This is a genomic window from Methanofollis ethanolicus (genome assembly GCF_001571385.1).
GTDB classification, from domain to species: Archaea; Halobacteriota; Methanomicrobia; order Methanomicrobiales; family Methanofollaceae; genus Methanofollis; species Methanofollis ethanolicus.
The window spans coordinates 283,274-308,722 of record NZ_BCNW01000001.1 but is presented as its reverse complement, the minus strand read 5'-3'; the positions used below and the strand labels follow the sequence as shown (position 1 = coordinate 308,722).

Sequence of the window (25,449 nt, the reverse complement as noted above, 5' to 3'; positions counted from 1 at the left end):
TCCCCCCATACCTTTATGTGGGGTTCTCTCCTCTCTGAGTGTGATAGACATGACAGGCGATGAGATGATCAGGGTAACGGCGGAGGAACTTCGTAACTTCGTAACGGCAAAGGCGATCATTGGCGATCCGCTCGATCTCGGGGACAAGGTCGTCTTCGCGATCGCCGGCTTCGGCTTCGGCTTCGGCGCCGCTGCAGGGAGGGGCAATGGTCCGGGCGGTGAGGGCGGTGGCGGCGAAGGCGGCGGGGCAGGTGCCGGTGTCGAACCGATCGCCCTCCTCGTCGTCCACAAGGACGTGAAGGGTCCTGAAGGGGTGCAGATCTACTCTCTCAAGAAGAAGGGACCGATCGCCGAGATCATCGAGAGTGTCGGGGAAGTCATCCCCTCGATGGTCGAGCGTGTCGCCGCCAAAGTCGGCAAACCGGAAAAGGGCGAGGAAAAGGAGAAGAAAACCGAACAGGGAACCGAGTAGACAGGTCGAGCATGGCCGGCGGCGACATCCTCATTCTCCTTGCATATTATGCCGGCATCGGTGTCATCCTCCTATCCGTCTTTCTCCTCCCCCTGCGAGTCGGGGCCGCGGGGGCCTACGAGGGAGGTGCGGGGACCCTTTCCCTCTCCCTCGGGTGGGCGGCCTTCGGCGTGAGCGTGAAGAAAGAGGCGGTCTGGCATGCCGACTTTCTGGTCGGCGGGACCACCCTCTTCTCGTGGGATATCCCTGAAACAGAACCTGAAGAGGGCGAGGAGAAAGAGGAAGAGAGAGAAGAGGGAGAAGAAAAAAGGGAAGAAAAAGGGCTTCCCTCGACTCTTCTGAACAGGGAGACTCTCCGTACACTTTTCCCGCACGTCACCCACCTTCTCGGCAGGGTCGTCGCCCACACCAGCCTGGAACGCCTTGCCCTCTGGATCAGGGCCGATTGCGGCGGTCCCATCGCGACAGGGAAGGCCTTTGGGGCGGTGCAGGCAGTTCGAGGCATCCTGGGGCCGACACCTGTCGATGTCGATATGGAACCGCTCTTTTCCGGCGGGGATCCGGCGGGCCGGGGCGAGGTACGACTCAGGGTCGACGGACCGATCGCCCTCCTCGGCGCCGCGGTCGGGTTCGCCCTTGCACCGCCGGTGCGCCGGATCTTCCTTGAGGGGGGAGAGGAGAAATGAAGGAAGATGTTACTATCGGCGAGGTGCGCATGGCCGGGGGACGCGCTGTCGTGCCGATCGTGCGGAGCGTGCTCTGCTCGTGGGATGGAGGGGCGTACATCGCCGCAGAACCGGTCGCGATCGTCGTCGCTGGCCCTGGCGGTGCCCTCCTCATCGGCTCCGCAGAGGGGGATATCCCCGGCGGCAGGGTCCGTGAGGCTGTGGAGCGGGCCTATGCCGCCCTCCGTGCAGGGACAGAATAACACCCCGCAGATCACTTTTCTCACCCTGTAGCAAACCTGAATTAATTTATAGCACGAATGCCGATGATCTCTCATGCACAGACATAACGGCTGCCAGTACCTCAATCTCGAAAAGAACTTCACCGTCACGGACCTCGCCGCATTCCACGGCCATCTCGGCCCATATATCGTTATCGGATACAGGATCGGAAAGTACGCGCGCGAACACATCTGCAACAACCCCTTCGAACTTCGGGCGCGGGTCTACTGCGCCGGCACGCCCCCGGAGTCCTGCCTCGCCGACGGGGTCCAGGTCGGCAGCGGGTGCACCCTCGGCAAACGGAACATCGAGATCATCGAGAGTGACCAGATCGCCGTTGAGTTCGAGACCGATGGCAGGACGGTCAGGGTCGTCCCCCGGCCCTTCGGCCTCCCGGAAGGCGACGGGGATGACTACGAAGCCCTGATCGAAGCCTTTGCCGAAGAGATGTACTATCTCGACGACGCCGAACTCTTCACGGCCGGCGAGCACTGACGATGCCCGGCGGCACTATCGACCTTGCGGGGGTCTTCACAGCCTACGAAGGGTCTGACCGACCGGTGATCAGGGGCCTCACCTTCACCGTCACCCCCGGAGAGTTTGTCGTTGTCGGCGGACCGAACGGCGCCGGAAAGACGACCCTCCTTGAGACAGTCAACGGGATGCTCCCGATCACCCGGGGGCGGGCAACGGTCTGCGATCTCGACGTCGCCTCCCGGGGCTACGAAGTCCGCAGGCGGGTCGGCTACGTCATCCAGAACTTCGCCTTCGACCCCCTCGCTCCCTTCACCGTCAAGGACGTCGTGATGATGGGGCGCTACGGCCTGCTCGGCTATGGCCGGCGGCCGGGCGAGGCGGACAGAAGGATCGCAAGGGATGTGATGGACCTCCTCGGCATCGACGACCTCGCGGCGAGGCCGATCGGCAAACTTTCCGGCGGGCAGCAGCAGAAAGTGCTCATCGCCCAGAGCCTCGTCAAAAAACCCGATATCCTCCTCCTCGACGAACCCTTCTCCAACCTCGACCTCGGCACCCGTGACTTTATCTGCGGGGTACTCGCAAGCATCGCAGACCAGGGCTGCACCGTCATGATGGTCTCTCATGCCTTCGACGCACTCCCCGAGAGGGAAGTGCGGGTGCTTGTGATGAATGACGGACAGCTCATCTTCAACAGGCCCTGCCCGGCAGATGAGGTCGAAGATCATGTCCGCACCCTCTCGGGAGGCCCGCATGCTTGAGTTCCTCATTCCGAACAACATCGTCTGCCATGCCGTCGAGGCGATGCTCTTCGCCTCGATCGCCTGCAGCGTGCTCGGCGTGATCATCACGCAGATGAACATCTCCTCCATCGGCTTTACGATGACACATGCCGCCTTTGCCGGTGCTGCCGTCGGGATCTTCTTCGGCATCGACGGGACCGTTGCGGCAGTCCTCGCAAGCCTGACGATCGCCGTCATCCTTGGCCCCCTCTCGGAGAAGGCGAGGATGCCCACAGACACGATCCTCGGGATCCTCTTCGGGATGATGATGGCCATTGCCATATTCTTCATCTCGTACATGCAGTACCTCGGGACAGGCGTCAACACGAGCGCACTTCTTTTCGGGAACGTCGTCTCCCTGTACCGTGAGGAGATCTATGCCCTCGCCCTCATCTCCATCGTCGCCGTCCTCTTTGTCCTGATCTTTTTCAAGGAGATCACGGCGGTCATCTTCAACAAAAAGATTGCCGAAGCGGCCGGGATAAGGGTGCGCCCCATCTTTTATGCCCTCCTCTTCATGATCGCCATCTCGGTCTCCCTCTCCCTCAACATCATCGGGGGCCTCCTCCTCTATGTCTGGCTCGTCACCCCGGCGGCGATCGCCTACCAGTTCTGCTCCACGGTCAGGGGCCTCTTCCTTGTCGCCCCTCTTGTCGCTGCAACGGTCAGCGTCACCGGGGCATGGGTCGGGCTCCAGCACTCCCTCCCGGTCGGCCCCCTCGTCGCCGTCGCCTTCAGCGCCCTTTTCCTCCTGGCAGTGCTCATATCCCCGAAGCGCCGGGTTCCGAAGGGGGACTGAACCTCTTCCTCCATTTTAGCAAAATATATAATATAATTAACACATTGTTAAACATATGATGATTAAAAGTAGCATTGAGAGAATACTCATTATATTATTTGTGATATGCACTCTCGGCGTGCCTGCCGTCGCGGCGATGGATATCGTCGCCACGACGAGTGTCATCGCTGATCCCGTGCAGGCGATCGGCGGCGACCATGTGAACGTGATCGCAGTCGCCGACCCGACCATCTGCCCGCATATGCAGGGCGACATCATCGATAGCCGCATCCAGATGCAGAAGGACTTTATCGCATCGGCAGACCTCTTCATGGCCCACGACTCAAGCATGGACAAACCCGTTGTCATGCCGGCAGTCGAGAAGTTCATGAAGAGCAATTACGGGAAAAACGTGACCTGGACCGTCGTCGGCGCACAGGACTGGAGCACCCCCGAGAAGGCGAAGGTCTTTGCAGAGGATGTGAAGGACATCCTCATTGCCGCAGACGGGGCGAACGCCACCGCATATGAGGCGAACTGTGAGGCGTACTGCGACGCGATCGACGCCGCCGACCTCACGGACGAGGAAAAGATCCGGGTCAAGGGGCAGGACGTCATCGTGATGGTCTGGCAGAGGGAAGCGGCGGAGAGCTGGCTCGACCTCAACGTCGTCGCCGTCTTCGGGCCCGACTTCTACATGGGCGGGCAGTTCACCCCGGCAAAGGTCGTCGACGACATCGCCTCGAACCCGGAGAAATACCGGAATGTGAAGTACGTCATCGAGAACATGCAGTCAGGGGAGATGGCGAAGGGGATCGAGGAGGCCCTCCATGACAGGGGGATCGGGGCAGACCGCGTCATCTTCACCAACTTCCCGAAGTCCCTCGCGGGCGTCGAGTCCATCCCCGACGTCCTCGTCCACAACAAAGAGACCGTGATGGCAAGCCCGGTCACGCCTGCAGCAGGCGACAGCGGTTCTGGCGGATGGGATACGGCCCTCGCCACCGGCATCGCAGCGGGTGAGACGTCGGAATTCTGTTTCCAGGGCTGCGCCGTCATGAAAGTTGTCATCGTGCCTGAAGAGGAGATGAGTTCCCTCACGATGACCGCCCGGGAACTCTCCTCTGTTCCTGCAGGTGTCGGCGAGATAGAAAACGCCACCTACCAGTACCTTGAAGTCGGGCCGGGTTTCGGGAACCTGGAAAACTGCAACGCCACCTTCGAGTTCGCCGTGGACGAGGCATGGATCGTGGGGCAGGGGATCAACACCACAGACATCGCCCTCCAGCGGTACCATGATGGGGCATGGCAGACCCTCAGGACCGAATATCTCGGCACCGAAGGAGGAGTGGCGAAGTATCGGGCATATTGCACCGGGTTCTCGTACTTTGCGATTACCGTCGTACAGGGCGGGGCTGTTGCGGCCGTGGCGGAGGAGATCCCGGCAGAGACGACGGTGACGACGGCGACCACGATCGCTCAGACAACATCTTCGGAGACGACGAAGGCCACGGCCACAGTCGGCACAACGGCGACGACCGTTCCCCCGACGACAGCGCAACAGTCGCCCCTCTCCCCCGTCTCCCTCCTGACTGCTGCCGCGCTCGCCGTCTTCCTGCTGCGCAGGACTTAATCTTCCTCTTTTTTCCACGAGATATGCGCGTACCGTGACGTCTCCCGCAGGACATAGGCCCCGCCTTCGGGGACGAGCCAGCCTGACAGGGCGCGGCGGAGGACCTCTTCCTGCTTCTTCCCGCTCACCCCGAACTTCGGCGCGCAGGTCACCAGCGCCTCGTCAAGGTCGACGAAACGCACCTCCCTCCGCATCATGCCGATATGGAGGTCAGGGTAGATTCCCATCTGCCAGAGGAGGTTGCAGACGACGTCGGCCTTCGGAGCAGGACGGTAGGCGGCGCCGTGGAGAGACGGCCAGACCTGGAGATAGCGGCGCTCCCAGGCAGGAAGGTCGGCGAACCAGAAGAGGTGCACCGACCCGGCGGTGACGTCGTCCATCTTCTGGAGGGCGGCCCTCAGGTCCTCCATACCGAGGGAGAAGGACGCGACGACGATGTCGTACGGCGGCCGCAGGTCTGCGGATGGGTCAACGTCCTCCCAGCGCTTCCTGACGACGCTGATGTTCCCGATCCCCTCCTCGTCCATATGGTCTTCAAGCACGTCGGCCATCCCGGAGGCAGGTTCCACGGCGGTGACCGTCCGCACGCGGCGGGCAAGGGGGAGGGCGAGGGTGCCGGGGCCGGCACCGATGTCGAGGGCCCGCGCCGCCCGCACGAGAGGGAGAGCGGAGAGAGTCTCCTCCACCCGGCGGCCCGAGACCTGCGTGTCATACCGGACGGCACGACCCCTGTCACCCCAGAGGGCAGGGCCGGTCCTGAAACCGACTACAGAATGGTTTTGCCGCACCTCTTCGGCCCATACCGCATTCCAGTCTATCGCCCCAATATCCATGAAGAAGGGATCGCTGCCCGGAGTCAAAAACCTTCCACAGGGGATCGATGGCGAGGGAAAACCCTCATATGCCGGATAGAACAATCATTCACTGGGAAGTGATTCCATGGACAAAACAGGTGTTGCATTGCTCGTTGTAGGGCTTATCCTCGCCGGTGCGGGCGTCTATGGCATGACGCAACTCGCACCCGAGGTGATCGCTTTCCTCATCGGTATCGTCGAACTGGTCGTCGCCGTCATCGGCCTCGGGTTCATCGTGATCGGGGCGATCATGGCAAAGGACTGAGGGAAAAAAGAAAAAACAGCAGGACAGAAGCGCCCTGCTTCAGATCTCTTTTCGGGATCGCATGATCGATTGTTCACCGGTTCACTTCAAGGAGGGCGACCCTCTCCAGGACGAGAGGGCGGATCCTCCCGCCGGCCGCATCGATCTCCTCGGGCGTGATGTCGTAACGTTCCATCAGGCGACGCTGCTTCTCTTCGTCGATCTCCTCCCAGTCCTCCTCCGTCCAGGCGAGGACTTTGCCGAGCGCGGTCGCCGCCGCCTCAGACGGCGGACAGAGGCAGACATAGCAGTGGTTCGTCCCCGCGTGGAGGCCGATGCCTGTCGCCACCCGGCACTGACGTGTCCCTGCCGCATAGAGGAGGGCCTCCATCTCCAGGGTGTTTGCGATCGCACGGCCTTCCTGCCAGGCGCGGAGGGCGTGGCGCACCGCCTTAGTGACATGGGCCCTGCCGGCGAGTTCGTCGGCGTCGAAGCAGATAATGTGCGTCCCGGCCGACTCCGAGATCCCTTTGATCGTCTCCAGAAATGCGGGAAGCGTGGGGATCTCGATGACCGCCTCCCTGATATCGCAGTTACTCTCCATCATGTCCCTCGAAATGCAGAGAGCGTGGTCTGCCGCCGCTCTCTTTTCACCTCGATCTCCTCTTCGACGGCCGGGGCATCGTCTCCGGCCTCCTTCCCCTCGATCTGGGCGAGGACCTTCGCCGCTGTCTTCTCACCGAGGATGGGAGCGATCTTCCCGATCCCGGCCGCCCTCATCTCTTGTGGCGTCGTCATGCCCAGGTCGAAGAGGCGCCGGGAGAGCACCCGACCGATGCCGCGCAGGGCGATGAGAGGCAGAAGTTCCTTCTTGATACCGTACTTCACCCGTGTCCCGAGGTCGGCGATCGGTTTTGCGAGGGGGCGGTTGAAGAGGTATGCAAGGCGCGAGGCGGCGTGGATGAGCCAGACAGCGGTCTCGACCTTGTTGTGGATGTCGCCAGGTCCCACATTGAAGTGCTCGGAGATCATCGCCTCTGTCACCTCGTCAGACCACTCGGAAAGGAGCATTGCGGTCTTCACCGAAGCGTAGAACGCCTCCATCTCGTCTGAGCCGTACGGGACGCCAGTCCAGAGTTCGGCCTCGTGGTCCTGGAGGAAGAGAGGGAGGATCTCGGCGTCGTCCTTACGCAAAAAGAGCGTGAGCATGTCGGGCGTCTCGCAGATGAGTTCGAGAAGACCGATGTCGGTATAGGTCGGGGCCCCTCTGAGGGCGGCAACGACCTTCTCCGCACTCCTCGGGTCGATGTAGAGGCGGGAGACGAGGTCGCCGTACTCTGTCGCTTCGAGGCGATCCCCGAACTCCGTCACCATCTCGGCGTCGACGAGCCAGTCGATCACACGGTCGATGGTCTCATGGATGGTGGACTGCAGCCCCTGGTGCTCGTAGGCATAGTAGGTCTCCCCCATGAAGGAGAGCACCTCGCCACGGCTCTGCACGAAGCGGGTGGCGATAAGGGAGAGGACATGGGTGCGCAGGGCATTCTCCGAGTTGCACTGGGAGGAGACTTCCTCGGGGGGTGCGTCGATGTACGCCTCGAAGAGGTCCTGGCAGCCATCCTCACTCTTTGCAATGAGGACCGCCTCGCCGTACGGGTCGAGGTGCGGCCTGCCGGCACGCCCGGCCATCTGCTTGTACTCACCCACCGGGATCGGTGCCATGCCGCCGTCGCCGAAACGGAGGTAGTCGCGGATCACCACCCGCCGCGCCGGGAGGTTGAGGCCCGCGGCAAGGGTGGGCGTCGACGAAATCACCCGGATCGCCCCTGTCCTGAAGGTGTCCTCGACGATCTTCCTCTCCGCCGATGAGAGGCCGGCGTGGTGGAAGGCCGCACCCTTCCTGACACAGAGAGCAAGTGTCTTCCCGAGGTCGGTCGCCGCTTCACGTTCGATCGCGTCGGCCGCGTCGTCGAGAGTCGTCTCAGAGAGTTTCAGCCCGCCGGCCGCCCTCTTTGCAAAGGCTTCCGCATTCCGCCTCGACGAGACAAAGACAAGGCACTGCCCGCCCTCCGCGACCGTGTCCAGGCAGAGGTTCAGGTCGTCGTTCTTCGACTTTGACGGCACCTGCCTCTCATGGTCCGCGAAGTGGATCGTGCCATTGCAGAAGACCCCTTCCCGCAGGTCGACTGGCCGCCACTCGCTTGTCACGAGTTCGGCGTCGAGCCAGCCAGCAAGGGCGCCGGGGTTGCCCACAGTCGCCGAGAGGGCGATCACCTGCATCCCCGGGTTCCTGTGCCTGAGTTTCGCGATCACCATCTCAAGGGTCGCACCCCGGTCAGGGGAGGCGATGAGGTGACACTCGTCCACGACAAGGAGGGTGATTCTGGAGAGCCAGGGTGCGGCATTCCGCAGGAGAGAATCTACCTTCTCCGACGTGGCGACGATAATATCGTTTTTGCCAAGATAGGTGTCTTTCCGGTCGAGGTCGCCAGTCGCCACCCCGACCCTGACGCCCTTGCCCGAGAAGTCCTCATACTTCTCAGTGGCGAGGGCCTTGAGGGGGACGATGTACAGGCACGTGCCGCCGTCGGCGATATGGCGGTGCATCACCATCTCGGCAACGATGGTCTTGCCGCTCGCCGTTGGGATGGCGCACAGGAGGTTTTTCCCCTCGAAGATCCCGGTCCTGACACAGGCCTCCTGGGGAGGGTAGAGCGCCTCGATCCCGCGTGCACGGTACTGCGACCTGAGGGCGTCGGGAAGAGGCAGGTCAGCAACCTTCATATGGACCCCTTTGTTTCCACTCGAAATTCAAGACCATGTCCACAGATTGTAGAAAATATAGTTGTTGGATGTATATATCTCTCCATCGGAAATAACGCCGGGCGCGCGGGGATCAGTAGTAGTAGTCCAGGATATTTTCCTTCTCCTCGCGCCGCTTCTTCTCCAGGAAGGAGTAGACGGTCTCATGGGGCACGCCGTTGATGAGCATCTCAAGGGCCGTTCGGGCATTCTTGAGGTGGTCGGGCGTCCCGATCAGGGTGACGGTCTTGCCCTGCACCGAGATGCCGACATAGGCCATGTCCTCGATTTGTTCCCGCGCCTTTCCGGCCTTGCCGATGATCCTGCCGCGGAGCCGTTCCTGCTGGCGCGGGGAGGGTTCCACCACAGAAAGATCGATGACGTCGATGGTGAGGTCCTCGTCCTCGAGGAGCCTGAAAGCCCGCTCAGGAGAGAAACCCCGGGCGATCGCAGTGACGACATCGGTCGCCCTGAGCACGCCGGCGGCGTCCTCCCCCTCGATCCGCACCTCGCCCTCGTCGCTGTCGATCTGGATCGCGGCCCCTGTCTTCTCCTCCAGCGCCTTCTTGACGGCGCCGTCCTTTCCAATGAGGGCACCAATCCTGTTTGCACCAATCCTGATTTCCTGTACTGTCATATGATTCACTGCTCCTTTTCTGGCTGCAGGGGGCGGAATGTCCCGCCCGTCACCTCGCGCACCAGCACGTCCTCGTCCTCCACCGGGCAGAAAGAGGAGAAAAACCGGTTGATATTCCTGATATCCCGGATCAGAAAAGTTCCGGCATTCGGGTGCTCGCGAGTAACCGCCTGGCCCATGTCGATGATATAGGGTTTTTCCCGCCAGAGTATATTGAATTCGCTCAGGTCGCCGTGGACAAGTCTGGCCTCCTGGAAGAGCGTCTTGATCTCTCCTACGACCGCCCTGTACACTCCTTCAGGGTCTTCAAGTTCCACGTTCCTGATCTGGGGGGCCGCCGTATCGTCTTCCCCGATGAACTCCATGATCAGGATGTTCCTGTCGAAGGCGTACGGCTCCGGCACCGGGAGGCCTGCCTCACGGGCGCGTTTGAGGTTTGCGAACTCCTTCTTTGTCCAGGTGAAGACGATGTCCTTGCGCGTCCGCCGCATTCCGGCAAAGCGGGGGTCGCCAATGATGTATTCGGCCATCGCCTTGAAGTTCGCCGTCCTCATCCGGTAGATCTTGATGGCGACCGTTTTTCCTTCCCTCTCGCCAAGGAAGACGTTCGCCTCCTTCCCGGTGGAGATGGAGCCGCCGATAGCCGAGAGTTTCTTCTTGTGGACAAGGTGGTACAGGGCAAGGAGAGTGTTCTCATCGAAGACCTCGCCCCTCACCTTCCTGGAGTCCGCGTCCTTGATCCGGATGCCCATCTCCTCGAGCTTTCGGTCGAAGTCCTTTCCTTCCCTGTCCCCACCCATAGTATTACACCACAGCATCGTGCACGCCGGCGAGCACCTCGGCGAGGTAGTCGGCGGTCATCGTCTTCAGGTCGAGGGGGTGGACCTGGCCCGCACCATAGGCGGCCTCCACCGCGGCATACGAGGAGAACTCAAGGTCGCCGCCGAACTTCGCCGGCCTGTGCATCACGACCGTCTCGAAACGGGGGAAAATGTGATGCTGGAGCACCTGGAGCACCGGGTTCTCCTCGATGCCAGGCGGGCAGAAGGCCTTCTTCATCTTCGCCCTGATATCGTCCTCGCTGTCCGCGACCGATATGAGGTTTCCGGCAGACGAGGACATCTTCTTGCCGTCCAGACCATTGATGATGGGGGTGTGGATGCAGACCGGTGCGGCGTAGCCCATGCCCGGCAGGTACTCGCGGGCAAGCATGTGGATCTTCCTCTGGTCGATCCCGCCGACCGCGGCATCGACGCCGAGGAGCGCGATGTCGGCCATCTGCATGATCGGGTAGACCATCTGGGAGACGGCCGGGTGGTCCATGCCGCGGCCGACCTCGTCCATCGAGCGGTGCGCCCGGTTGACCGTGACCTCCTGGGAGAGCTGGAGGACGAGGAGTTCGTATTCGGAGTTGAGCTGAAGGTCGGTGCCCATGACGAACTTCGCGTCTTTCAGGCCGAGGGCCTCGAAACACCGGCGGTTGTACTCGGCGGTCTCCCTGACCTCGTCGAGCGTGCCCTTGTGGTTGAGGAAGGCATGGAGGTCGGCGAGGAGGACGGTCACCTCGAACCCGGCCTTCTGAAGGTCCATCAGCTTGTTGATGGTCACCAGGTGGCCGAGGTGGATCTCGCCCGAGGGCTCGTACCCGGCGTAGACCCGCCGAACGGGCTTCTGGAGGAGGGCCCGCAGCTCCTCGTCGGTGACGATCTCCACGGTATTACGCGTGACAAGAGAGTATGGATCCATAAAAGAATATGGGATGTCCGGGGGATTAATCCTTCTTCAAATGGCAGTGAAGCCAAGTGCCCGGTTGGTCATCGCGATGGAGGTGGTGGCGTCGTCAGCCCCGTTCATCATGGCGCGGATGGCATCGACGTTCTCAACGACGACGTCGGCCTCCTGGTGGATCGCCTGGAAGAGGAAGAGTTCGCGGCCGACGAATCCGATGGACTCTGCAAAAATGCAGTTCTCGTAGAGGTCGGCGCGCCTCCTGCCCATGTCCTGCGCGAACTCCTTCAGTTCCGCGGTGCTCGTGATCCCGGTGCCCTTGCGCACAAGGCCCAGCCGCGGGTGTTTCTCGATGATCTCCAGAACCTCCTCGCGGGTCGCATCGCTCCTGAGGTCCATCTGGACGGCGTGCATGTGCATGAAGGTCGTCGGCACGATCATAGCCATCGTGGTGATGTCGATATGCGGGAGGACGGTCTGGACGTCGGGGCCGTGGTGACTCGGGATCTCGACGGGGTTGAGGACGATCGCGTCGACAGGCCCTTTCTTCACCTCGCCGGGGTCGGAACCGCGGCGGACCATCGTCGCCCGCACTCTCTCCACCCCGAACTTTTCGTCCATGGCCTGGATGATCCGGCAGAGGCCGGTGGTGTTGCAGGAGACGACCCGCACAAACTGGCGGTTCTTCGCCTCAGTATAGTTGCAGCTGGAGCAAAAGGAGAAGCCCGCGACCTCGTGGTCCTCGCCGCCCTGCCAGAGTGCCTTGACACCGTAGAGTTCGTAGAGTTTCTTGTTCTTCACGCCGACGCCGCCGGGTGTGGCGTCCACGACGATGTCCGCGTGCTTGATCATCTCGGTGACGTCGCCTGCGACCTCAATGCCAGCGTCTTCGAAGGCTTTGCGCTTGTTGATCTCCGCGATGTACAGGGGGTAGCCGCGCTGGTTCGCGATGTAGGCCTCGGCGCTGGGCCGGGTCTTGGAGACTCCCACGACCTCCATATCTGGCTGAGCGGCGACCGCATCGGCGACTCTCTTGCCGATAGTGCCGAATCCGTTGATTGCGACCTTGATCATGTAAAGCTTCAGTAAGAGCAGAAGCACATAAATGTTCCCTTCTTCCGGGCCAGGGATCAGGGGCCAGGAATGCTCGTCGTCGCATTCGCGCCTGCGCCGGTCGTTCTATACGCAGGTCTATATACGCGCCTGCCCTTTCCCATGGTGTGGAGACCTCCCGCCGGCATGCAAACAACTTCGACTTTCTCCGTCTCTCCGCGGCCCTGGTCATCATCGTCTCCCATGCCTATGCCCTCCAGATCGGATATGGGGCGATACCGGGCAACTCCCCGGCGGTGCTGGTGGGGCAGGCCGCCCTCGCGAGTCTTTTCGTGACCAGCGGGTATCTTATCCCGCAGAGCTGGATGGCACAGCCCGACGTGAAGCGGTTCTTCTGGAAGAGGTCCCTCCGGGTCTTTCCCGCGCTGGTACCGGCCCTGATCTTCACGTTTCTTCTCATCGGTCCGGTCGCAACGACCCTCCCTCTCACCGACTATGTCATGACGCTCCTCTCCCCTTTCACTCTCGCGTCTTTCGGTTCGGTCTGGAACGGATCGGCCCTCGGGCTCTTCCAGTCAAACCCTGTCACCTTCGTAAACGCATCCCTCTGGACGATCCCGGTGGAGTTCGTGATGTACATCCTCGTCGCACTCCTCGGTGTCGCCGGCCTCCTGCGGCGAAAAGATGTCCTTCTTGCCCTGATAGCCATCGACTTTGCGATCTGGATGGTGGTGTCCGGGGACCCCGGCCTTGCGAAGGTGCGGTTCACTCTCTACTTCCTCATCGGTGCTTACCTCGCTGTCCACCATCCTGACCATCGTTACGACCCCAGAACCGCCGCCGTCCTCGCTGTCGTCCTTGTCGCGGCATCGCAGACGCCCTACGTTCTTTTTCTTGCCTTCGTCGCCGTACCGTACATCGTCCTCGCTGTCGCTCATCTGGGTGTTCCGGCCATGAACCGTTTCGGGAATCGCGGCGACTTCAGTTACGGCATCTATATCTATGCCTACCCGATCCAGCAGATGATCGTCCTCTATCTCGGGACGTCAATGCCTCTCTGGCTCTTCTCGGGCCTCTCGGTCCTGCTGACCTTCCCCCTGGCCTACGCGTCCTGGCACCTCGTCGAGAAGAAGGCGCTGGCCTTAAAACAGATAGGGTTCGGGGAGGGAACTTCCCCCTTCACGACCGGGCAGAACCCCTGAGCATGCCGGCCCTCTCACTCCCACGTGTCGACGATCTCATCGAGGACGGCGACAAGGTCGTCCACCCTGAAGGGCTTGGGGAGAGCGGCGGCAAAACCGTATTCTGAGTACGACGCCATCACCGGGTCGTCCGAGTATCCGCTCGACGCGATCGCCTTCACACCGGGATCGATAGCGAGCAGGCGCTCGACCGTCTCCTTCCCCCCCATCCCGCCGGGGACTGTCAGGTCCAGGACAACGGCGTCGAAAGGTTCCCCCCGTGTCCGCGCCTCTTCGTAGCGCTCGAACGCCGCGGCGCCGTCGGCCGCGGTCTCGACGACAAAGCCCTTCCGCGCGAGCATCAGGGCCATCACCTCCCTGATCCCCTCCTCGTCGTCCATGATCAGCACCCTCCTCCGGGGCCCACCGTTTTCACGCGCCTGAGACGCCTCCTTCCTCTCCTCGCGCGGCGCGCTCTCGCTCGCCGGGAGGTAGACCGTGAAGGTCGCCCCCTCGCCGGGCGTCGAGGAGACGTCGATGGTGCCCTCGTGCCTGCGGACGATAGAGAGAGAACTCGGGAGGCCGAGGCCCCGACCGTGTACCTTCGTCGTGAAATAGGGGTCGAAGATCTGTCCCAGGTGTGCAGGGTCGATCCCCTCCCCGGTGTCGGCCACCTCGATCCTGACATACCTGCCGGGCCTGAGAGAGGGGCGGGCGTCGGTTATCTCCGTGTTTTTCGCCCGGATCGTAACCGTGCCCCCATCCGGCATCTCCTGTGTGGCATTCAGGACGAGGTTCCCGATCACCTGGGAGATCTGCCCGATATCCACGTCCACTGGCCAGAGACCGTCTTCTATCTCGAAGACAGGCCGCACCGCCGATCCCCGCAGGGTGAAGGCCGTGGTCTCCGTGATCATCGCGGTGAGGTGACGGGCCTCCCGCACCGGCGCACCGCCGCGGGCGAAGGTGAGGAGTTGCGCCGTCAGGTCACGCGCCCTGAAGAGGGCAGCCTCCGCGTCTTTGAGGTATGCGCACCGTTCGTCATCCGCGGCGAGGCCGTCCCCGGCGAACTGGATGTTCGCCAGGATCGCCATCAGGAAGTTGTTGAAGTCATGGGCGATCCCGCCGGCAAGGAGACCGACGGACTCGAGTTTCTGGGCCCGGACCAGCTCCTCCTCGGCACGCCTCTCGGCAGTGACATCGCGGACGACGATCACGGAGCCGGTGACCCGCTGCTCAGGGTCACGGATCGGGGCGGTGGAGCTCGATATGAGTCTTTCCTCCCCATCCTTTCTGAGGAGAACAGCGTCGCCCCCGGTGCCATGAACCGGGCCGGCAATCGCCTGCCTGATCTCTGGATCGATCACCCGCAGGACAACGGCGAGGTCCTTCCTTTCGGCCTCTTCCTGTGACCACCCGGTGAGGGCCTCCGCGGCGCGGTTCATCAGGACGATCCTGCCGTCGGTGCCGGTGGCGATGACGCCGTCGGCGATCGAGCGGAGGGTGACGGCAAGCCGTTCCTTCTCGGTGGCAAGGTTCGCCTCGACGGTCTTGCGTTCCTCGATCTCCGCCTTCAACTGTTCGACGGCATGGTCCAGGTCGGCGGTCCGCGCCGCCACCAGGTCGGCAAGGTGCCGTCTGTGGAGGGCGAGTTCGTCGTCGGCCATCCTGCGGGCGGTGACATCAGTGTTCAGACCGGTCATCCTGAAGGACATGCCGTCCTTCCACTCGACGACCCGGCCGCGACCGAGGATCCATTTCCACCCGCCGTCTTTTGTCTTCAGCCTGAACTCGGCCTTGAAGATCTCATTCTCACCTCGGCTGGCGGCGAGAAGCGCGGCGACCGCCATTTCCCGTTCTTCAGGATGGATAAGCCCCTCCCATGTGGAAAAGGACGGCACGAACTCGTCGGGTTCATAGCCGAGCATGCGGTACCACCCCGGACTGAAATAGGCGGTGCCTTCCGGGATGTACCAGTCCCACAGGCCGTCGTTTGTCGCCTCAAGCGCGGTGGAAAGGCGCTCTTCGCTCTTTCGCAACCGCTCCTCCGTCGTCCTCAACCGGCGGTTCGTGACCGTGAGAGTGACGAGGAGGAGGAGGAGGAGGAAACCGGCGACGGCGGCGGTCCAGAGAGTCCCGGTCTCCACCTCGACCGTGCCGGACGGGCGGTTGATCACCGTGCTCCCTGCCGGCAGGGCCGAGTCGGGGATGCCGAACCTCTGGAGTTCATTATAGTCGAACATTGCCGACTCCGGCCGCACCACCACTGGCGGGATCTCTTCGACGGGTTTCCCGTCAAGGATAGCCAACGCCATCTCCGCGGCCGTTTCCCCCTGCACAAAGCCCCGGGTCATGTAGCCGCCGACGATCCCTTTCCCGAGATAGAAGTCCCAGACGCCGTAGATTGGGACGTCTGTCGCCGCCCGCACCCTCGCCGTGATCTCGTCATAGGTGTAGCCACGGCCGGTGGCGTCGGTGTTGTAGGTGAGCAGAAGGACGACGCTTTCCGGGGGAAGGGTCTGCAGGGCCGCCTCGACGTCGGTGAAGGGGAGGCCTTCGAGGACGGTCACGTTCACCCGGTCCTCATAGGCAGGGGTGATCTCCCGGAGAAGAAGTGCGTTCTCCTTCCCTGCGGTCGAGATGTTATCGTTGACGATGACGAGGGTCTCCGTCTTCGGGTGGAGAGAGAGGGCGAGGTCGATCGTGCGCGAGATCTCGTAGTCCTCCATCACGCCGGTGACGTCAGGGCGCTCGGGTGCGGGACGGTCGGGTCGCCAGTTCAGGCCGGTAACGACAACAGGCGTCCCGGGGAAGAGGCCATCTTTGTACTCCCTGAGGAACTGGTAGGCGTCCTCCTCAGAGGCGATGATGACGTCAGGAGGGCTGTCCCGATATTTTTCCCGGTAGATGGCCGCAAGGTCGTCATAATATGCCTCGCCGGCAGCGTGCTTCGTGTCCATGTACTCGATACGCAGATCTGTCCGGGCATCGGGCGGGAGGACAGAGACGACACCGGCGACGACGTCGTCGGTCCAGGTAAAACCCTGGTTGTAGGAGAGGAGGAGCATCACAGTCCGTGTCTCGCCGGCATCCCCACCGGCGCCCGGCGTGATCAGGACAAGAAATATCAGGAGGGTGCAGATCAGCACCCGCGGCAGCGTAGGGGAGGGTCTCTCCGTGCCGGTCACCGGAGATACATCGAGGAACCATGAAATAAACATTGCGTTTCATGCAGTCCTGGGTTTTCATCCTTTGCATCATTTTATTTTAAAATAACCGTGGATAAAGCCCGTTTTCCCGGAAAAAACGAGATAATTTCTGGGTTTAAATACATATTTCGAACTGGCAGGTCTGGAGATCCCTCAGAGACGCTTCAGCGCCTCCCGCCCGCTCATGCCCTCCGCGATCCCGAGGGCCCGGGCCGGACCGTTCGCCGCAGCGATTGTCCCGGCAAGGATGTCGTCGACAGTCCTGATCGACGGCCCCGATGCCGGCCGCACCTTCGCCGCCGGATAGCCGAACGTCTCCAGGGCCTGCACGTCGACGGCTCCACAACCCACGAGGCCCTTCTCCGTCTTCACGAAGACAAGGTTTGCCGGGCCAAGGGGGATCACAAAGCCCTCGGCCTTTTTCCCACCGATGGTGAGAGGTATGCTGTCCATACATCCGATGGCACCTTCGAGGATATGAACCGCGTGGGATAATGTTTCCCTTCACAGGATCAACCACGGAAAAACAGAGAGACCGGAAGAGAGAGGGCGAACCGCAAAAAAAGAGATATGATCTCGAAAAAGCCTACTCCTTCGGGGTCTCGTCCAGCAGATCTCGCACCATCTTGATCGCGCAGAGGTCGCCGCACATCGAGCAGGTGTCGAGGTCGCCGTCCCTCTCGTGCATCTTCCGGGCGTGGTCGCCGTACATCGCCGCCTTGAACTGATCGTCCCAGTTGAGGCGCCTGCGGGCCTGGGCCATCTTCAGGTCGGCCTTGGCATGGGCACCCTCGCCGAGGCGCACGACGTCGCCGACATGCGCGGCGATCTTCGCGACCCGCGTCCCCTCGACGATGTCGTCGAGGTCAGGGAGGGCGAGGTGCTCCGCGGGCGAGACCATGCAGAGGAAGTCGAGGCCGTACATTGCCGCCACCGCCCCGCCGATCGCCCCGACCACGTGGTCGTAGCCTGTGCCGATGTCGGTCACCAGGGGGCCGAGGAGGTACAGCGGCGCCCCGTCGGTGAGTTCCTTCATCATCTGCACGTTGTAGCCGATCTGGTCGATGGGCATGTGGCCGGGCCCCTCGATAAAGCGCTGGACGCCGCGGGAGAGGGCCTGCTTTGCGAGGCGGGCCAGGGTGACGTACTCCGTCGCCTTCGCAAGTCTTTCCGCATCGTACAGGCAGCCCGGCCGCATGCCGTCGCCCAGAGAGATGACGACGTCGTTCTCCTCCAGGATCTCAAGGAGATAGCCGTATTCCTTATAGAGCGGGTTTTCCTCGCCGGTGGCCGCCATCATCGCCACATGGAAGGCACCGCCCCGCGAGACCACCCCCATGATCCTGGGGTCGGCCTTCAGGGCGGCAAGGGCGTCCTGATTCACCCCGCAGTGGAGGGTGAGGAAGTCCACGCCCTGCTTGCAGTGGTCCCTGATGACATTGAAGAGGATGTCCGAGGTGACGTCCGCGGCCGATCCGGCACGCCTGACCGCCTCGTAGATCGGGACCGTACCGACAGGAGCGTCGAGGGCGAGGATCCGTTTTCTCATTGCCGGAAGGTCGCCGCCGGTCGAGAGGTCCATCAGGGCGTCGGCACCGTTTGCGAGGGCCGCCTCGGCCTTCCTGATCTCAAGGTCAGGGTCGCACCTCTGCACCGAGGTACCCACGTTGACATTCACCTTGATCCGGCACCCTTCCCCGATGGCGACGAGGCGGTGCGGGCGGCGGGGGTTGGCGGCGACGGTGATCCGTCCCCTCGTCACCGCACGGGCGGCCTGCCGTGGTGAAAGCCCCTCGTCCCTCGCGATCGCCTCGATTTCGGGCGGAACGCCTTTGAGGGACTCCTTGATCAGGGTTTGCATAACACACATCTGTCACCGATCCTTATTATTCTGCATGCCAGTCACATGGTTGCCCGGAGAGGGGTTCTTCGCGAACAGCTATCTCTTCGGCGATATCCTCATCGACGCCGGGGTCTACCCGATGGCCGTCGCCCCGCATACGGACAGGATCAGGACGATCGTCATCACCCATACGCACTACGACCATATCGCCCACCTGAAAGAGATCACGGCGATGACCGGGGCCGAGGTCTGCGTCCATGCCCTCGACGTCCCCGGCCTCACCAATGATACGCCGAGTCTTGCACCGATGTTCTGCGAGCACCCCCCGATGGTCATCCCCGACCGCGTCCTTGCGGACGGAGAGAGGGTCGGCGGCCTTCTCGTCATCCACACGCCGGGCCACACGCCCGGCGGCATCTCGCTGTACAGCGAGGAGGAGCGTGCCCTCTTCTGCGGCGACACCGTCTTTACGGGCGGGTCCTTCGGGCGGTACGACTTTCCCGGCGGGGACGGCCGCGCCCTTGCTGCCTCAATAGAACGCCTCTGTGCCCTCGACGTCGAGGGGCTGTACCCCGGCCACGGCGAACCGGTGAAGAGCGGGGGCAGCAGGCATGTCAGGGCGGCGTCCCTCGCCCTGAAGGGCACGCGGTGATGCGGTGATGAAGGGCGTCTACTGCCTCGTCCTCCAGACACCGGCCTGCGAGGTCGAGGTCGGCCGTCTCGGAACGATCCACTTCAGGACCGGGTATCACATCTATGTCGGTTCGGCACGCGGGTCCGGCGGACTCGAGGCGCGGGTCGGCCGGCATGTCAGACTCGCGGCGACGCGGGAGGGGCGGCCGCACTGGCACATCGACCGCCTCCTCCTCGCCCCCGGCATCACTCTCGTGGGTGCGGTTCTCGGGACGACGGAGGAAGACTTCGAGTGCCGGATCGCCGCTGCGATCGGCGGTGAGGCGGTGCCGGGCTTCGGGTGCACGGACTGTTCCTGCCCCTCGCACCTCTTTTTCCGGCCGGAAGAGCCTTTTGCGGAGATCGAAGAGGCGTTCAGGAAGGTCGGCCTCGTCCCGCAGATCAGAAAGAGCAATATGGGTGAAGTCCATCTCACTGTATGAAGGTCCTCGGCATATCAGGGAGCATGAGAAAGGATGGCAACACCGCTCAGATGGTCAGGTACATCCTTGCGAAGGTGCAGACGTCAGGGATAGAGACCGAGTTCGTCTCCCTTGCCGGCCGGATCGTCCACCCCTGCACCGGGTGCGAGCGGTGCAAGGAGACGAAGTGGTGCGTCATCGAGGGGGACGGTTGGAGCGACATCGCCCAGCGGATGCTCGAGGCCGAGGTGGTCGTCATCGGGTCGCCGACCTATTACTATGACGTCAACGGGCAGATGAAGAACCTCATCGACAGAACCTACTCCCTGTACCACGACCGGAAACTCGCGGGCAGGAGCGCCGTGGCGGTGACCGTCTGCGCCGACCGCGGCTGCGAGCGCTCCCTGGAGACGATCGAGGGCTTCCTGAACACCCACCAGTTCTCGTACCTCGGCCATGTCTGCGGGAAGGCCTACCTCCCGGGCGAGATCATGACAGACGCCCGGGCGGTGAAGAAGGCCGACGAGGTCGCAAAAAAGATCGTCAACCTCCTCCAGCCGAAAGACTGAAACCTTTTTTCGGCTCCGGGAAAATCCTGTTCTATAGAAGGGAGAGGAGGACTTCATATTTCGCAGAGAACAGATGGAAGATTTACCATGAAGTCATCCCAAAACTCTCGTTCATTCCTCCTATCACTGCATGCGGGGTTCTGAAGAATATCTCCTGCTGGGGTCGATGTCTCCCCTGAATTCCATGACGAGCGGTGCGAACTCCTCGCCTTCCCCACGCTCTCCACCGGGTGACGACCTCGAAGACCTAACGGTCTTCTCGACTCCCTCCGGTCGTTCCTCCGACCCCCGATCCAGGAGAGGGCCGGGGAAGGATAGACCTTGCACTCTGAAGGGGGCTGCCACCCCCTCCCTATCATAATGGTGGGGAAACGACCGAAGGGAGTTTGAGGAGTCATGTCATTAACGTGACCGAGAGTTCTGATCTGTTTGGGGATGACATCCATGAAAACTATCAGACGCGGTTTTCAAAGAACCGCCTGAAACTCTGTTTCATGGGCTCTGTAGAAACCCCCACCTTTTCCGTGTATGAACGTGACCCAACCGCCTTCCTCCATCTTCGCACCGGGGGACTTTTGCCCCCGGACAGCGAAGACCTAACGTTCTTCTCGAACTCGCTGAAGCTCGTTCCCCGCGCGAGGATTGGACCTCAAAAGGGCAAACGTGCATCTTGAAGAGGGGACTGCCCTCCACCCCCCTATCCTCATGGCGGGGGGATCGGGGGGTGGCAGCCCCCCGGACGAGACACCCCAGAATAGGATTTCTACAGAGCCGTTTCATGAGCGATTCTCCAGAGCCTATTTTTTCTGCATGACGGATCAGAGGTCCGCCGTCTCCAGATATCTCCGGGGCCCGGTGTTCCCGGGCACCCGCGGCTCTTTTCCCTCTTCATCCCGGGAGGGGCGAAGATCCTCCTCCACCATCCCGTACTTGAGCACGTCCTCGAAGCGTCCTCTGTGAAAGAGGTGCCCCCGCCGGCATCCCTCAAGACGCAGCCCGGCCTTTTCGAGCACCCGCGCGGAGGCCGGGTTCCGCCGCAGGCATGAGGCATGGACCCGGTGGAGGCGAAGTGTCCCGAAGGCAAAGGCGACGGCCGCCACCGCCACCTCGGTCGCATAGCCCCGCCCCCACGCGTCGGTCCTGATCCAGTACCCAAGTTCGGCGTTCCTGTTCGCGGGGTCGATGGTCAGGGCGACCGACCCGATGAGGACGCCGTCGCCTGCCCGCACCACCTTCCAGACAGCGCACCGGCCGTTCGCCCACCCCGCGATGCTTGCCGCGATCCAGGCCGTGGCCATTCCCTGCGGGTACGGGTAGGGCATCCGCACCGCCGTATCTGCGATCGCGGGGTCGTCGGCAAGGTGTGCGATCTCCGGAGCGTCTGAGAATCGGAACGGCGCAAGAAGGAGATGCGCGGTCCTGAGGGTCGGCTGGACAGGCATCGTCCGGATCAGGCCACCCCGAGGATCCGCGCCGCCAGGTGTGCGGCATTTTCCCCGCCGTCGACCGCAACGCATGCGACAGGCACGCCCTTCGGCATCTGCACGACCGAGAGGAGCGCATCGAGGCCGCCGAGGAGTATTCCTGAGACCGGGACACCGATCACCGGTTTCTTCGTCTTCGAGGCGACGACACCGGGCAGGGCCGCCGACATCCCGGCGATGCAGATGAAGACCTTCGCGTCCGACGCCTGCACGTATCCGTCCAGGCGCTCCGGGTCGCGGTGGGCCGAGATCACCTGGAGGTCGTACGTGATCCCGTACTCGTCGAGCACTTTTGCGGCCTTCTCGGCGATGGCGCTGTCCGAGGCCGACCCTGTAATTACGGCAACATCAGGCATGATATCTCTCTATTCTTCTCAGAATAGTATAGCCTGAAAGGTGGTTATCCTTTGTCCTGCACGGCCGCGGGGGTAACCTACATTTCCCCCTAGCGTGCACCAGTATATACTGATCTCTTATGGAAAACGAAAGACTCCTGATGCTGCCAGGCCCGGTACCGGTGCCGGAACGGGTGCGGCAGGCAATGATGCGGCAGGCAATCAACCACCGCGGCCCCGAGTTCGGCGCCGCCTACGCCGAGAGCGTTGACGTCCTCAAGGACTGCTTCGGGACCAAGAACGAGGTGTACATCATCAGCGGTTCCGGCACCGCCGGCATGGAGGCGGCGATCGCCAACTTCGGGCAGGGCAAAAAGATCGCATCCCTTGTCAACGGTAAATTCGGCGAGCGCCTCTGGAAGATCGGGCAGCGCTGCGGCGAAGCAACCGCCATCAACTCCGAGTGGGGCACGCCCGTCGACCTCGACGCCCTTGCCGAGGCCCTCGAGAACGGCGCCGAGATGGTGACGATGATCCACAACGAGACCTCCGCCGGCATCCTCAACCCGGCGAAGGACGTCGGGAAACTCGCCCGCAAGCACGACGCCCTCTTCGTGATGGACGGCGTCACCTCCGTCGGCGGCGACGACGTCCGCATGGACGAGTGGAATGTGGACGTCGCGATCGTCGGGTCCCAGAAGTGCCTTGCCGCCCCGGCAGGCCTCGCAGCCGTCGCGGTCTCTGACCGCGCCTGGGAGAGGATCGCTGAGAAGAGGCCTTTCTACCTCGACCTTGCGGCCTATCGGAAGAACGGCAAGAACACCCCGATGGAGACCCCGTACACCCCTGCCGTCCCCCTGTTCCTCGCCCTTGCCGAGGCCCTCGCCATCATCAAGGAAGAAGGCATGCAGGCCCGCATCGCCCGGCACCACAGGATGTCGGCCTCGGTTCGCGCTGCAGTCGCCGCCTGGGGCCTTGAGATGTTCCCGACCCTCGACGCCGTCTCCGCCTACTCAAACACCGTCACGGCAGCGAAGATGCCCGAAGGCGTCACAGACAACGCTCTCCGCGGCACCGTGAAGAAGATGGGCATCGAGATCGCCGGCGGCCAGGACCACCTCAAGGGCAAGATCTTCAGGATCGGGTCGATGGGTGCGGTCAGCGCCCCCGAGATCCTCGCCACCCTCGCCACCGTCCAGTACGCGCTTCGCAAGGCAGGAGTTGCCGGCGTGGGCGACGGTGTCGAGGCCGCGGCAGAGGTGCTCGACGCATGAAGGTCGGCGTCGCTGACACCACCTTCGCACGCGTCGACATGGGCGCGATCGCCATCGACGAGCTCCGCAAACACGCGAGCGTCGGTATCGAGCGCTACACCGTCCCGGGGTTCAAGGATCTCCCGGTCGCCTGCAAGAAACTCATCGAGGAGCGGGGATGCGACATCGTCATCGCCCTCGGCATGCCGGGCGGCAAGGAAAAGGACAGGATGTGCGCCCATGAGGCCTCCCAGGGCCTCATGCTCGCCCAGCTCATGACCAACCACCACATCATCGAGGTCTTCGTCCACGAGGACGAGGCTGAAACCGACAGAGAACTTGCCTGGCTCGCGGAACAGCGGACGAGGGAGCACGCCGTCAATGCCGTGAACCTCGTTCTCAGACCGCAGGTCCTCACCAGGCAGGCCGGCACAGGCCAGAGGCAGGGCTTCGAGGACGTCGGCCCCGCACGGCAGTGAACCGGCAGAATAAAAAGAATATACAGACAGGATCGATCGAGGAGAAGATTATGACAATCAAGCTTGGCTTTGTGGTCGCGGAGTTCAACCGCGACATCACCTATATGATGGAGATCGAGGGGCGGGAGCACGCGAAGTTCCTCGGCGCAGAGGTCACCGAGTGCTTCTATGTGCCCGGCGCCTACGACATGCCTCTTGCGATCAAGAAACTCCTCTCCGAGGGAAAGGTCGACGCCGTCGTCACCATCGGCTGCGTCATCGAGGGCGCGACCCAGCACGACGAGATCGTCGTCCAGCACGCCGCCCGGAAGATCATCGATCTCTCCCTCGAGTACAACAAGCCGGTCGCCCTCGGCATCTCCGGGCCCGGCATGACCCGCATGGAAGCCAACGAGCGGATCGACTACGCGAAGCGCGCCGTTGAATCCGCCGTCAAGATGGTCCAGAGATTAGGATGAAAGCCCTCTCGGAAAAGATCGGCGCTGTCGCCCCGTCGGCGACGATCGAGATCACCGACGCCGCGAAAAAGATGAAGAGAGAGGGGATCGATGTGATCAGCCTCTCCATCGGCGAACCCGACTTCGCCACGCCTGAGCATATCGTGCAGGCCTGCTCCGACGCCCTGGCGCGCGGCGAGACCCACTACGCCCCCTCTGCAGGCATCCCCGAACTCCTCCATGCCGTGGCGGCGAAGTGCCGGACGGAGAACAGCATTCCCTGCGGTCCGGAGAATGTCATCGTCACCTGCGGCGCGAAGGACGCCATCTACGAGGCGATGCAGGCATGCCTCAACCCAGGGGACGAGGTGGTCCTCCCCGACCCGTCCTGGGTCAGTTACGAACCCTGCGTCCAGATGGCGGGCGGACGGGTCGTCCACCTCCCCCTGAAGGAACCCTCCTTCCAGATCGACGACGCCATCCTGGAAAAGGTCGGGCAGAAGACGAAGATGGTCATCGTCAACACCCCCTCGAACCCGACAGGCACGGTGCTCTCGAAGGCCTCCCTGAAACTCGTCGCGGACCTCTGCGAGGACTACGACCTCCTCGCCATCTCCGACGAGATCTACGAAAAACTCATCTACGGTAAGGAGCACATATCCCTCGCGGCCCTCGGCGACATGGCCGAGAGGACGATCACCATCAACGGTTTCTCCAAGGCATATGCCATGACCGGGTGGCGCCTCGGCTATGCCGTGGCACCCCTGCCGGTACTGCGGCAGATGATGAAGGTCCAGCAGCACTCGATCTCCTCCCCGACAACCTTCGTCATGTGGGGCGGCGTCGCGGCCCTGCAGGGCGACCAGACCTGTGTCGAGGCGATGCGGAAGGAGTTCGAGGCGCGGCGGATGTACATGCTCGACGAGTTCGCCTCGATGGGCTACACGGTCGCCCCGCCCGACGGCGCCTTCTACGCATTCGTGAAGATGGAGGGCGACGACATGGCGATCGCCCGGTCCTGGCTGAACGACGCGCATGTCGCGGCTACGCCGGGCACGGCCTTCAATGCGCCGGGCTGGATACGCGTCTCCTATGCCGCCTCCATCCCCACCCTGAAAGAGGCGACGAGGCGGATACGGGCCTGGAAGAACAGATAGT

The 25,449-nt window shown here is 62.5% G+C and carries 28 protein-coding genes; 16 read left to right on the top strand and 12 right to left on the bottom strand.

Annotated features, from left to right (window positions below; all coding sequences use genetic code 11):
- Window positions 1–49 precede the first annotated feature (49 nt).
- The 7 genes from MEFOE_RS01605 (at window position 50) to MEFOE_RS13205 (ending at window position 5,089) form a co-directional block, all read left to right on the top strand.
- Entirely contained in the window at window positions 50–472 is a 423-nt protein-coding gene (locus MEFOE_RS01605) for a spore germination protein GerW family protein (RefSeq protein WP_067047365.1), read from the top strand.
- Between the two features lie 11 nt (window positions 473–483).
- Complete coding sequence (locus MEFOE_RS01600) at window positions 484–1,158, top strand: hypothetical protein (protein WP_067047362.1); 675 nt, start codon at window positions 484–486, stop codon at window positions 1,156–1,158.
- Entirely contained in the window at window positions 1,155–1,400 is a 246-nt protein-coding gene (locus MEFOE_RS01595; RefSeq protein WP_067047359.1) for a hypothetical protein, read from the top strand. The genes MEFOE_RS01600 and MEFOE_RS01595 overlap by 4 nt, the downstream gene beginning before the upstream one ends.
- A gap of 73 nt (window positions 1,401–1,473) precedes the next feature.
- The gene (locus MEFOE_RS01590; RefSeq protein WP_067047356.1) at window positions 1,474–1,914 is read left to right on the top strand and encodes a formylmethanofuran dehydrogenase subunit E family protein; all 441 of its coding nucleotides are present in this window, start codon (window positions 1,474–1,476) and stop codon (window positions 1,912–1,914) included.
- 2 nt (window positions 1,915–1,916) lie between these two features.
- Window positions 1,917–2,657: a metal ABC transporter ATP-binding protein gene (locus MEFOE_RS01585; protein ID WP_067047353.1), complete on the top strand. Its 741-nt coding sequence runs from the start codon at window positions 1,917–1,919 to the stop codon at window positions 2,655–2,657.
- Window positions 2,623–3,477 carry a metal ABC transporter permease gene (locus MEFOE_RS01580; RefSeq protein WP_235809530.1) on the top strand — a complete coding sequence of 285 codons (855 nt, stop codon included), beginning with the start codon at window positions 2,623–2,625 and terminating at the stop codon, window positions 3,475–3,477. The genes MEFOE_RS01585 and MEFOE_RS01580 overlap by 35 nt, the downstream gene beginning before the upstream one ends.
- A 100-nt stretch (window positions 3,478–3,577) precedes the next feature.
- Window positions 3,578–5,089, top strand: a complete 1,512-nt coding sequence (locus MEFOE_RS13205) for a metal ABC transporter solute-binding protein, Zn/Mn family (RefSeq protein WP_160329467.1) — start codon at window positions 3,578–3,580, stop codon at window positions 5,087–5,089.
- On the opposite strand, the gene MEFOE_RS01570 is transcribed toward MEFOE_RS13205, so the two are convergent.
- Window positions 5,086–5,922, bottom strand: a complete 837-nt coding sequence (locus tag MEFOE_RS01570; RefSeq protein ID WP_067047347.1) for a class I SAM-dependent methyltransferase — start codon at window positions 5,920–5,922, stop codon at window positions 5,086–5,088. The two genes, MEFOE_RS13205 and MEFOE_RS01570, sit on opposite strands and share 4 nt — an antisense overlap.
- Window positions 5,923–6,028: 106 nt before the next feature.
- Here MEFOE_RS01570 and MEFOE_RS13575 point away from each other — a divergent pair, with 106 nt between their 5' ends.
- A complete protein-coding gene (locus tag MEFOE_RS13575; protein WP_153015827.1) occupies window positions 6,029–6,208 on the top strand; it encodes a hypothetical protein in 180 nt (59 codons plus the stop codon).
- Between the two features lie 73 nt (window positions 6,209–6,281).
- Here the strand turns inward: MEFOE_RS13575 and cgi121 are convergent, their stop codons facing one another.
- From cgi121 to MEFOE_RS01540, 6 genes are all read right to left on the bottom strand, one after another.
- Entirely contained in the window at window positions 6,282–6,794 is a 513-nt protein-coding gene (cgi121, locus tag MEFOE_RS01565; RefSeq protein WP_067047344.1) for a KEOPS complex subunit Cgi121, read from the bottom strand.
- On the bottom strand, window positions 6,791–8,971 hold the full coding sequence (locus MEFOE_RS01560; RefSeq protein WP_067047342.1) for an ATP-dependent DNA helicase: 2,181 nt from the start codon (window positions 8,969–8,971) through the stop codon (window positions 6,791–6,793). The genes cgi121 and MEFOE_RS01560 overlap by 4 nt, the downstream gene beginning before the upstream one ends.
- Window positions 8,972–9,083: 112 nt before the next feature.
- Entirely contained in the window at window positions 9,084–9,626 is a 543-nt protein-coding gene (locus MEFOE_RS01555; RefSeq protein WP_067052817.1) for a KH domain-containing protein, read from the bottom strand.
- Between the two features lie 5 nt (window positions 9,627–9,631).
- Window positions 9,632–10,426 (bottom strand): serine protein kinase RIO, encoded by a 795-nt coding sequence (locus tag MEFOE_RS01550; protein WP_067047339.1) that lies wholly within the window; start codon window positions 10,424–10,426, stop codon window positions 9,632–9,634.
- Between the two features lie 4 nt (window positions 10,427–10,430).
- Window positions 10,431–11,372, bottom strand: a complete 942-nt coding sequence (locus MEFOE_RS01545) for a tyrosine--tRNA ligase (protein ID WP_067047336.1) — start codon at window positions 11,370–11,372, stop codon at window positions 10,431–10,433.
- 36 nt (window positions 11,373–11,408) lie between these two features.
- Entirely contained in the window at window positions 11,409–12,428 is a 1,020-nt protein-coding gene (locus MEFOE_RS01540) for a type II glyceraldehyde-3-phosphate dehydrogenase (RefSeq protein ID WP_067047333.1), read from the bottom strand.
- 146 nt (window positions 12,429–12,574) lie between these two features.
- Here MEFOE_RS01540 and MEFOE_RS01535 point away from each other — a divergent pair, with 146 nt between their 5' ends.
- Window positions 12,575–13,609 carry an acyltransferase family protein gene (locus MEFOE_RS01535; protein ID WP_067047330.1) on the top strand — a complete coding sequence of 345 codons (1,035 nt, stop codon included), beginning with the start codon at window positions 12,575–12,577 and terminating at the stop codon, window positions 13,607–13,609.
- A gap of 14 nt (window positions 13,610–13,623) precedes the next feature.
- Here MEFOE_RS01535 and MEFOE_RS01530 read toward each other — a convergent pair whose 3' ends face one another.
- The 3 genes from MEFOE_RS01530 to thiC form a co-directional block, all read right to left on the bottom strand.
- On the bottom strand, window positions 13,624–16,776 hold the full coding sequence (locus tag MEFOE_RS01530) for an ABC transporter substrate binding protein (RefSeq protein WP_067047327.1): 3,153 nt from the start codon (window positions 16,774–16,776) through the stop codon (window positions 13,624–13,626).
- Between the two features lie 174 nt (window positions 16,777–16,950).
- Window positions 16,951–17,250 carry a YunC family protein gene (locus MEFOE_RS01525; protein WP_067047324.1) on the bottom strand — a complete coding sequence of 100 codons (300 nt, stop codon included), beginning with the start codon at window positions 17,248–17,250 and terminating at the stop codon, window positions 16,951–16,953.
- A gap of 133 nt (window positions 17,251–17,383) precedes the next feature.
- A complete protein-coding gene (thiC, locus tag MEFOE_RS01520; RefSeq protein ID WP_083523279.1) occupies window positions 17,384–18,667 on the bottom strand; it encodes a phosphomethylpyrimidine synthase ThiC in 1,284 nt (427 codons plus the stop codon).
- A gap of 25 nt (window positions 18,668–18,692) precedes the next feature.
- Here thiC and MEFOE_RS01515 point away from each other — a divergent pair, with 25 nt between their 5' ends.
- The 3 genes from MEFOE_RS01515 to MEFOE_RS01505 are packed head-to-tail and all read left to right on the top strand — an operon-like array spanning window position 18,693 to window position 20,303.
- Window positions 18,693–19,292: an MBL fold metallo-hydrolase gene (locus tag MEFOE_RS01515; RefSeq protein WP_067047318.1), complete on the top strand. Its 600-nt coding sequence runs from the start codon at window positions 18,693–18,695 to the stop codon at window positions 19,290–19,292.
- 7 nt (window positions 19,293–19,299) lie between these two features.
- Window positions 19,300–19,755 carry a GIY-YIG nuclease family protein gene (locus MEFOE_RS01510; protein WP_067047315.1) on the top strand — a complete coding sequence of 152 codons (456 nt, stop codon included), beginning with the start codon at window positions 19,300–19,302 and terminating at the stop codon, window positions 19,753–19,755.
- Complete coding sequence (locus MEFOE_RS01505; protein ID WP_067047313.1) at window positions 19,752–20,303, top strand: flavodoxin family protein; 552 nt, start codon at window positions 19,752–19,754, stop codon at window positions 20,301–20,303. Before MEFOE_RS01510 ends, MEFOE_RS01505 begins: the two co-directional genes overlap by 4 nt.
- 818 nt (window positions 20,304–21,121) lie before the next feature.
- Here MEFOE_RS01505 and MEFOE_RS01500 read toward each other — a convergent pair.
- Both MEFOE_RS01500 and purE read right to left on the bottom strand, forming a co-directional pair.
- On the bottom strand, window positions 21,122–21,745 hold the full coding sequence (locus tag MEFOE_RS01500) for a GNAT family N-acetyltransferase (protein WP_067047310.1): 624 nt from the start codon (window positions 21,743–21,745) through the stop codon (window positions 21,122–21,124).
- Window positions 21,746–21,753: 8 nt separating this feature from the next.
- A complete protein-coding gene (purE, locus tag MEFOE_RS01495) occupies window positions 21,754–22,143 on the bottom strand; it encodes a 5-(carboxyamino)imidazole ribonucleotide mutase (RefSeq protein WP_067047307.1) in 390 nt (129 codons plus the stop codon).
- 119 nt (window positions 22,144–22,262) lie between these two features.
- On the opposite strand from purE, the gene MEFOE_RS01490 reads away from it, so the two are divergent.
- Genes MEFOE_RS01490 through MEFOE_RS01475 form a run of 4 tightly spaced genes read left to right on the top strand, consistent with a single transcriptional unit; the run spans window position 22,263 to window position 25,448 of the window.
- Window positions 22,263–23,396: a pyridoxal-phosphate-dependent aminotransferase family protein gene (locus MEFOE_RS01490; RefSeq protein WP_067047305.1), complete on the top strand. Its 1,134-nt coding sequence runs from the start codon at window positions 22,263–22,265 to the stop codon at window positions 23,394–23,396.
- Window positions 23,393–23,854 (top strand): riboflavin synthase, encoded by a 462-nt coding sequence (gene ribC / locus MEFOE_RS01485; RefSeq protein WP_067047302.1) that lies wholly within the window; start codon window positions 23,393–23,395, stop codon window positions 23,852–23,854. The genes MEFOE_RS01490 and ribC overlap by 4 nt, the downstream gene beginning before the upstream one ends.
- A 50-nt stretch (window positions 23,855–23,904) precedes the next feature.
- Window positions 23,905–24,312: a 6,7-dimethyl-8-ribityllumazine synthase gene (gene ribH / locus MEFOE_RS01480; RefSeq protein WP_067047298.1), complete on the top strand. Its 408-nt coding sequence runs from the start codon at window positions 23,905–23,907 to the stop codon at window positions 24,310–24,312.
- A complete protein-coding gene (locus tag MEFOE_RS01475) occupies window positions 24,309–25,448 on the top strand; it encodes a pyridoxal phosphate-dependent aminotransferase (protein WP_067047295.1) in 1,140 nt (379 codons plus the stop codon). The genes ribH and MEFOE_RS01475 overlap by 4 nt, the downstream gene beginning before the upstream one ends.
- The last annotated feature ends 1 nt before the right edge of the window (window position 25,449 follow it).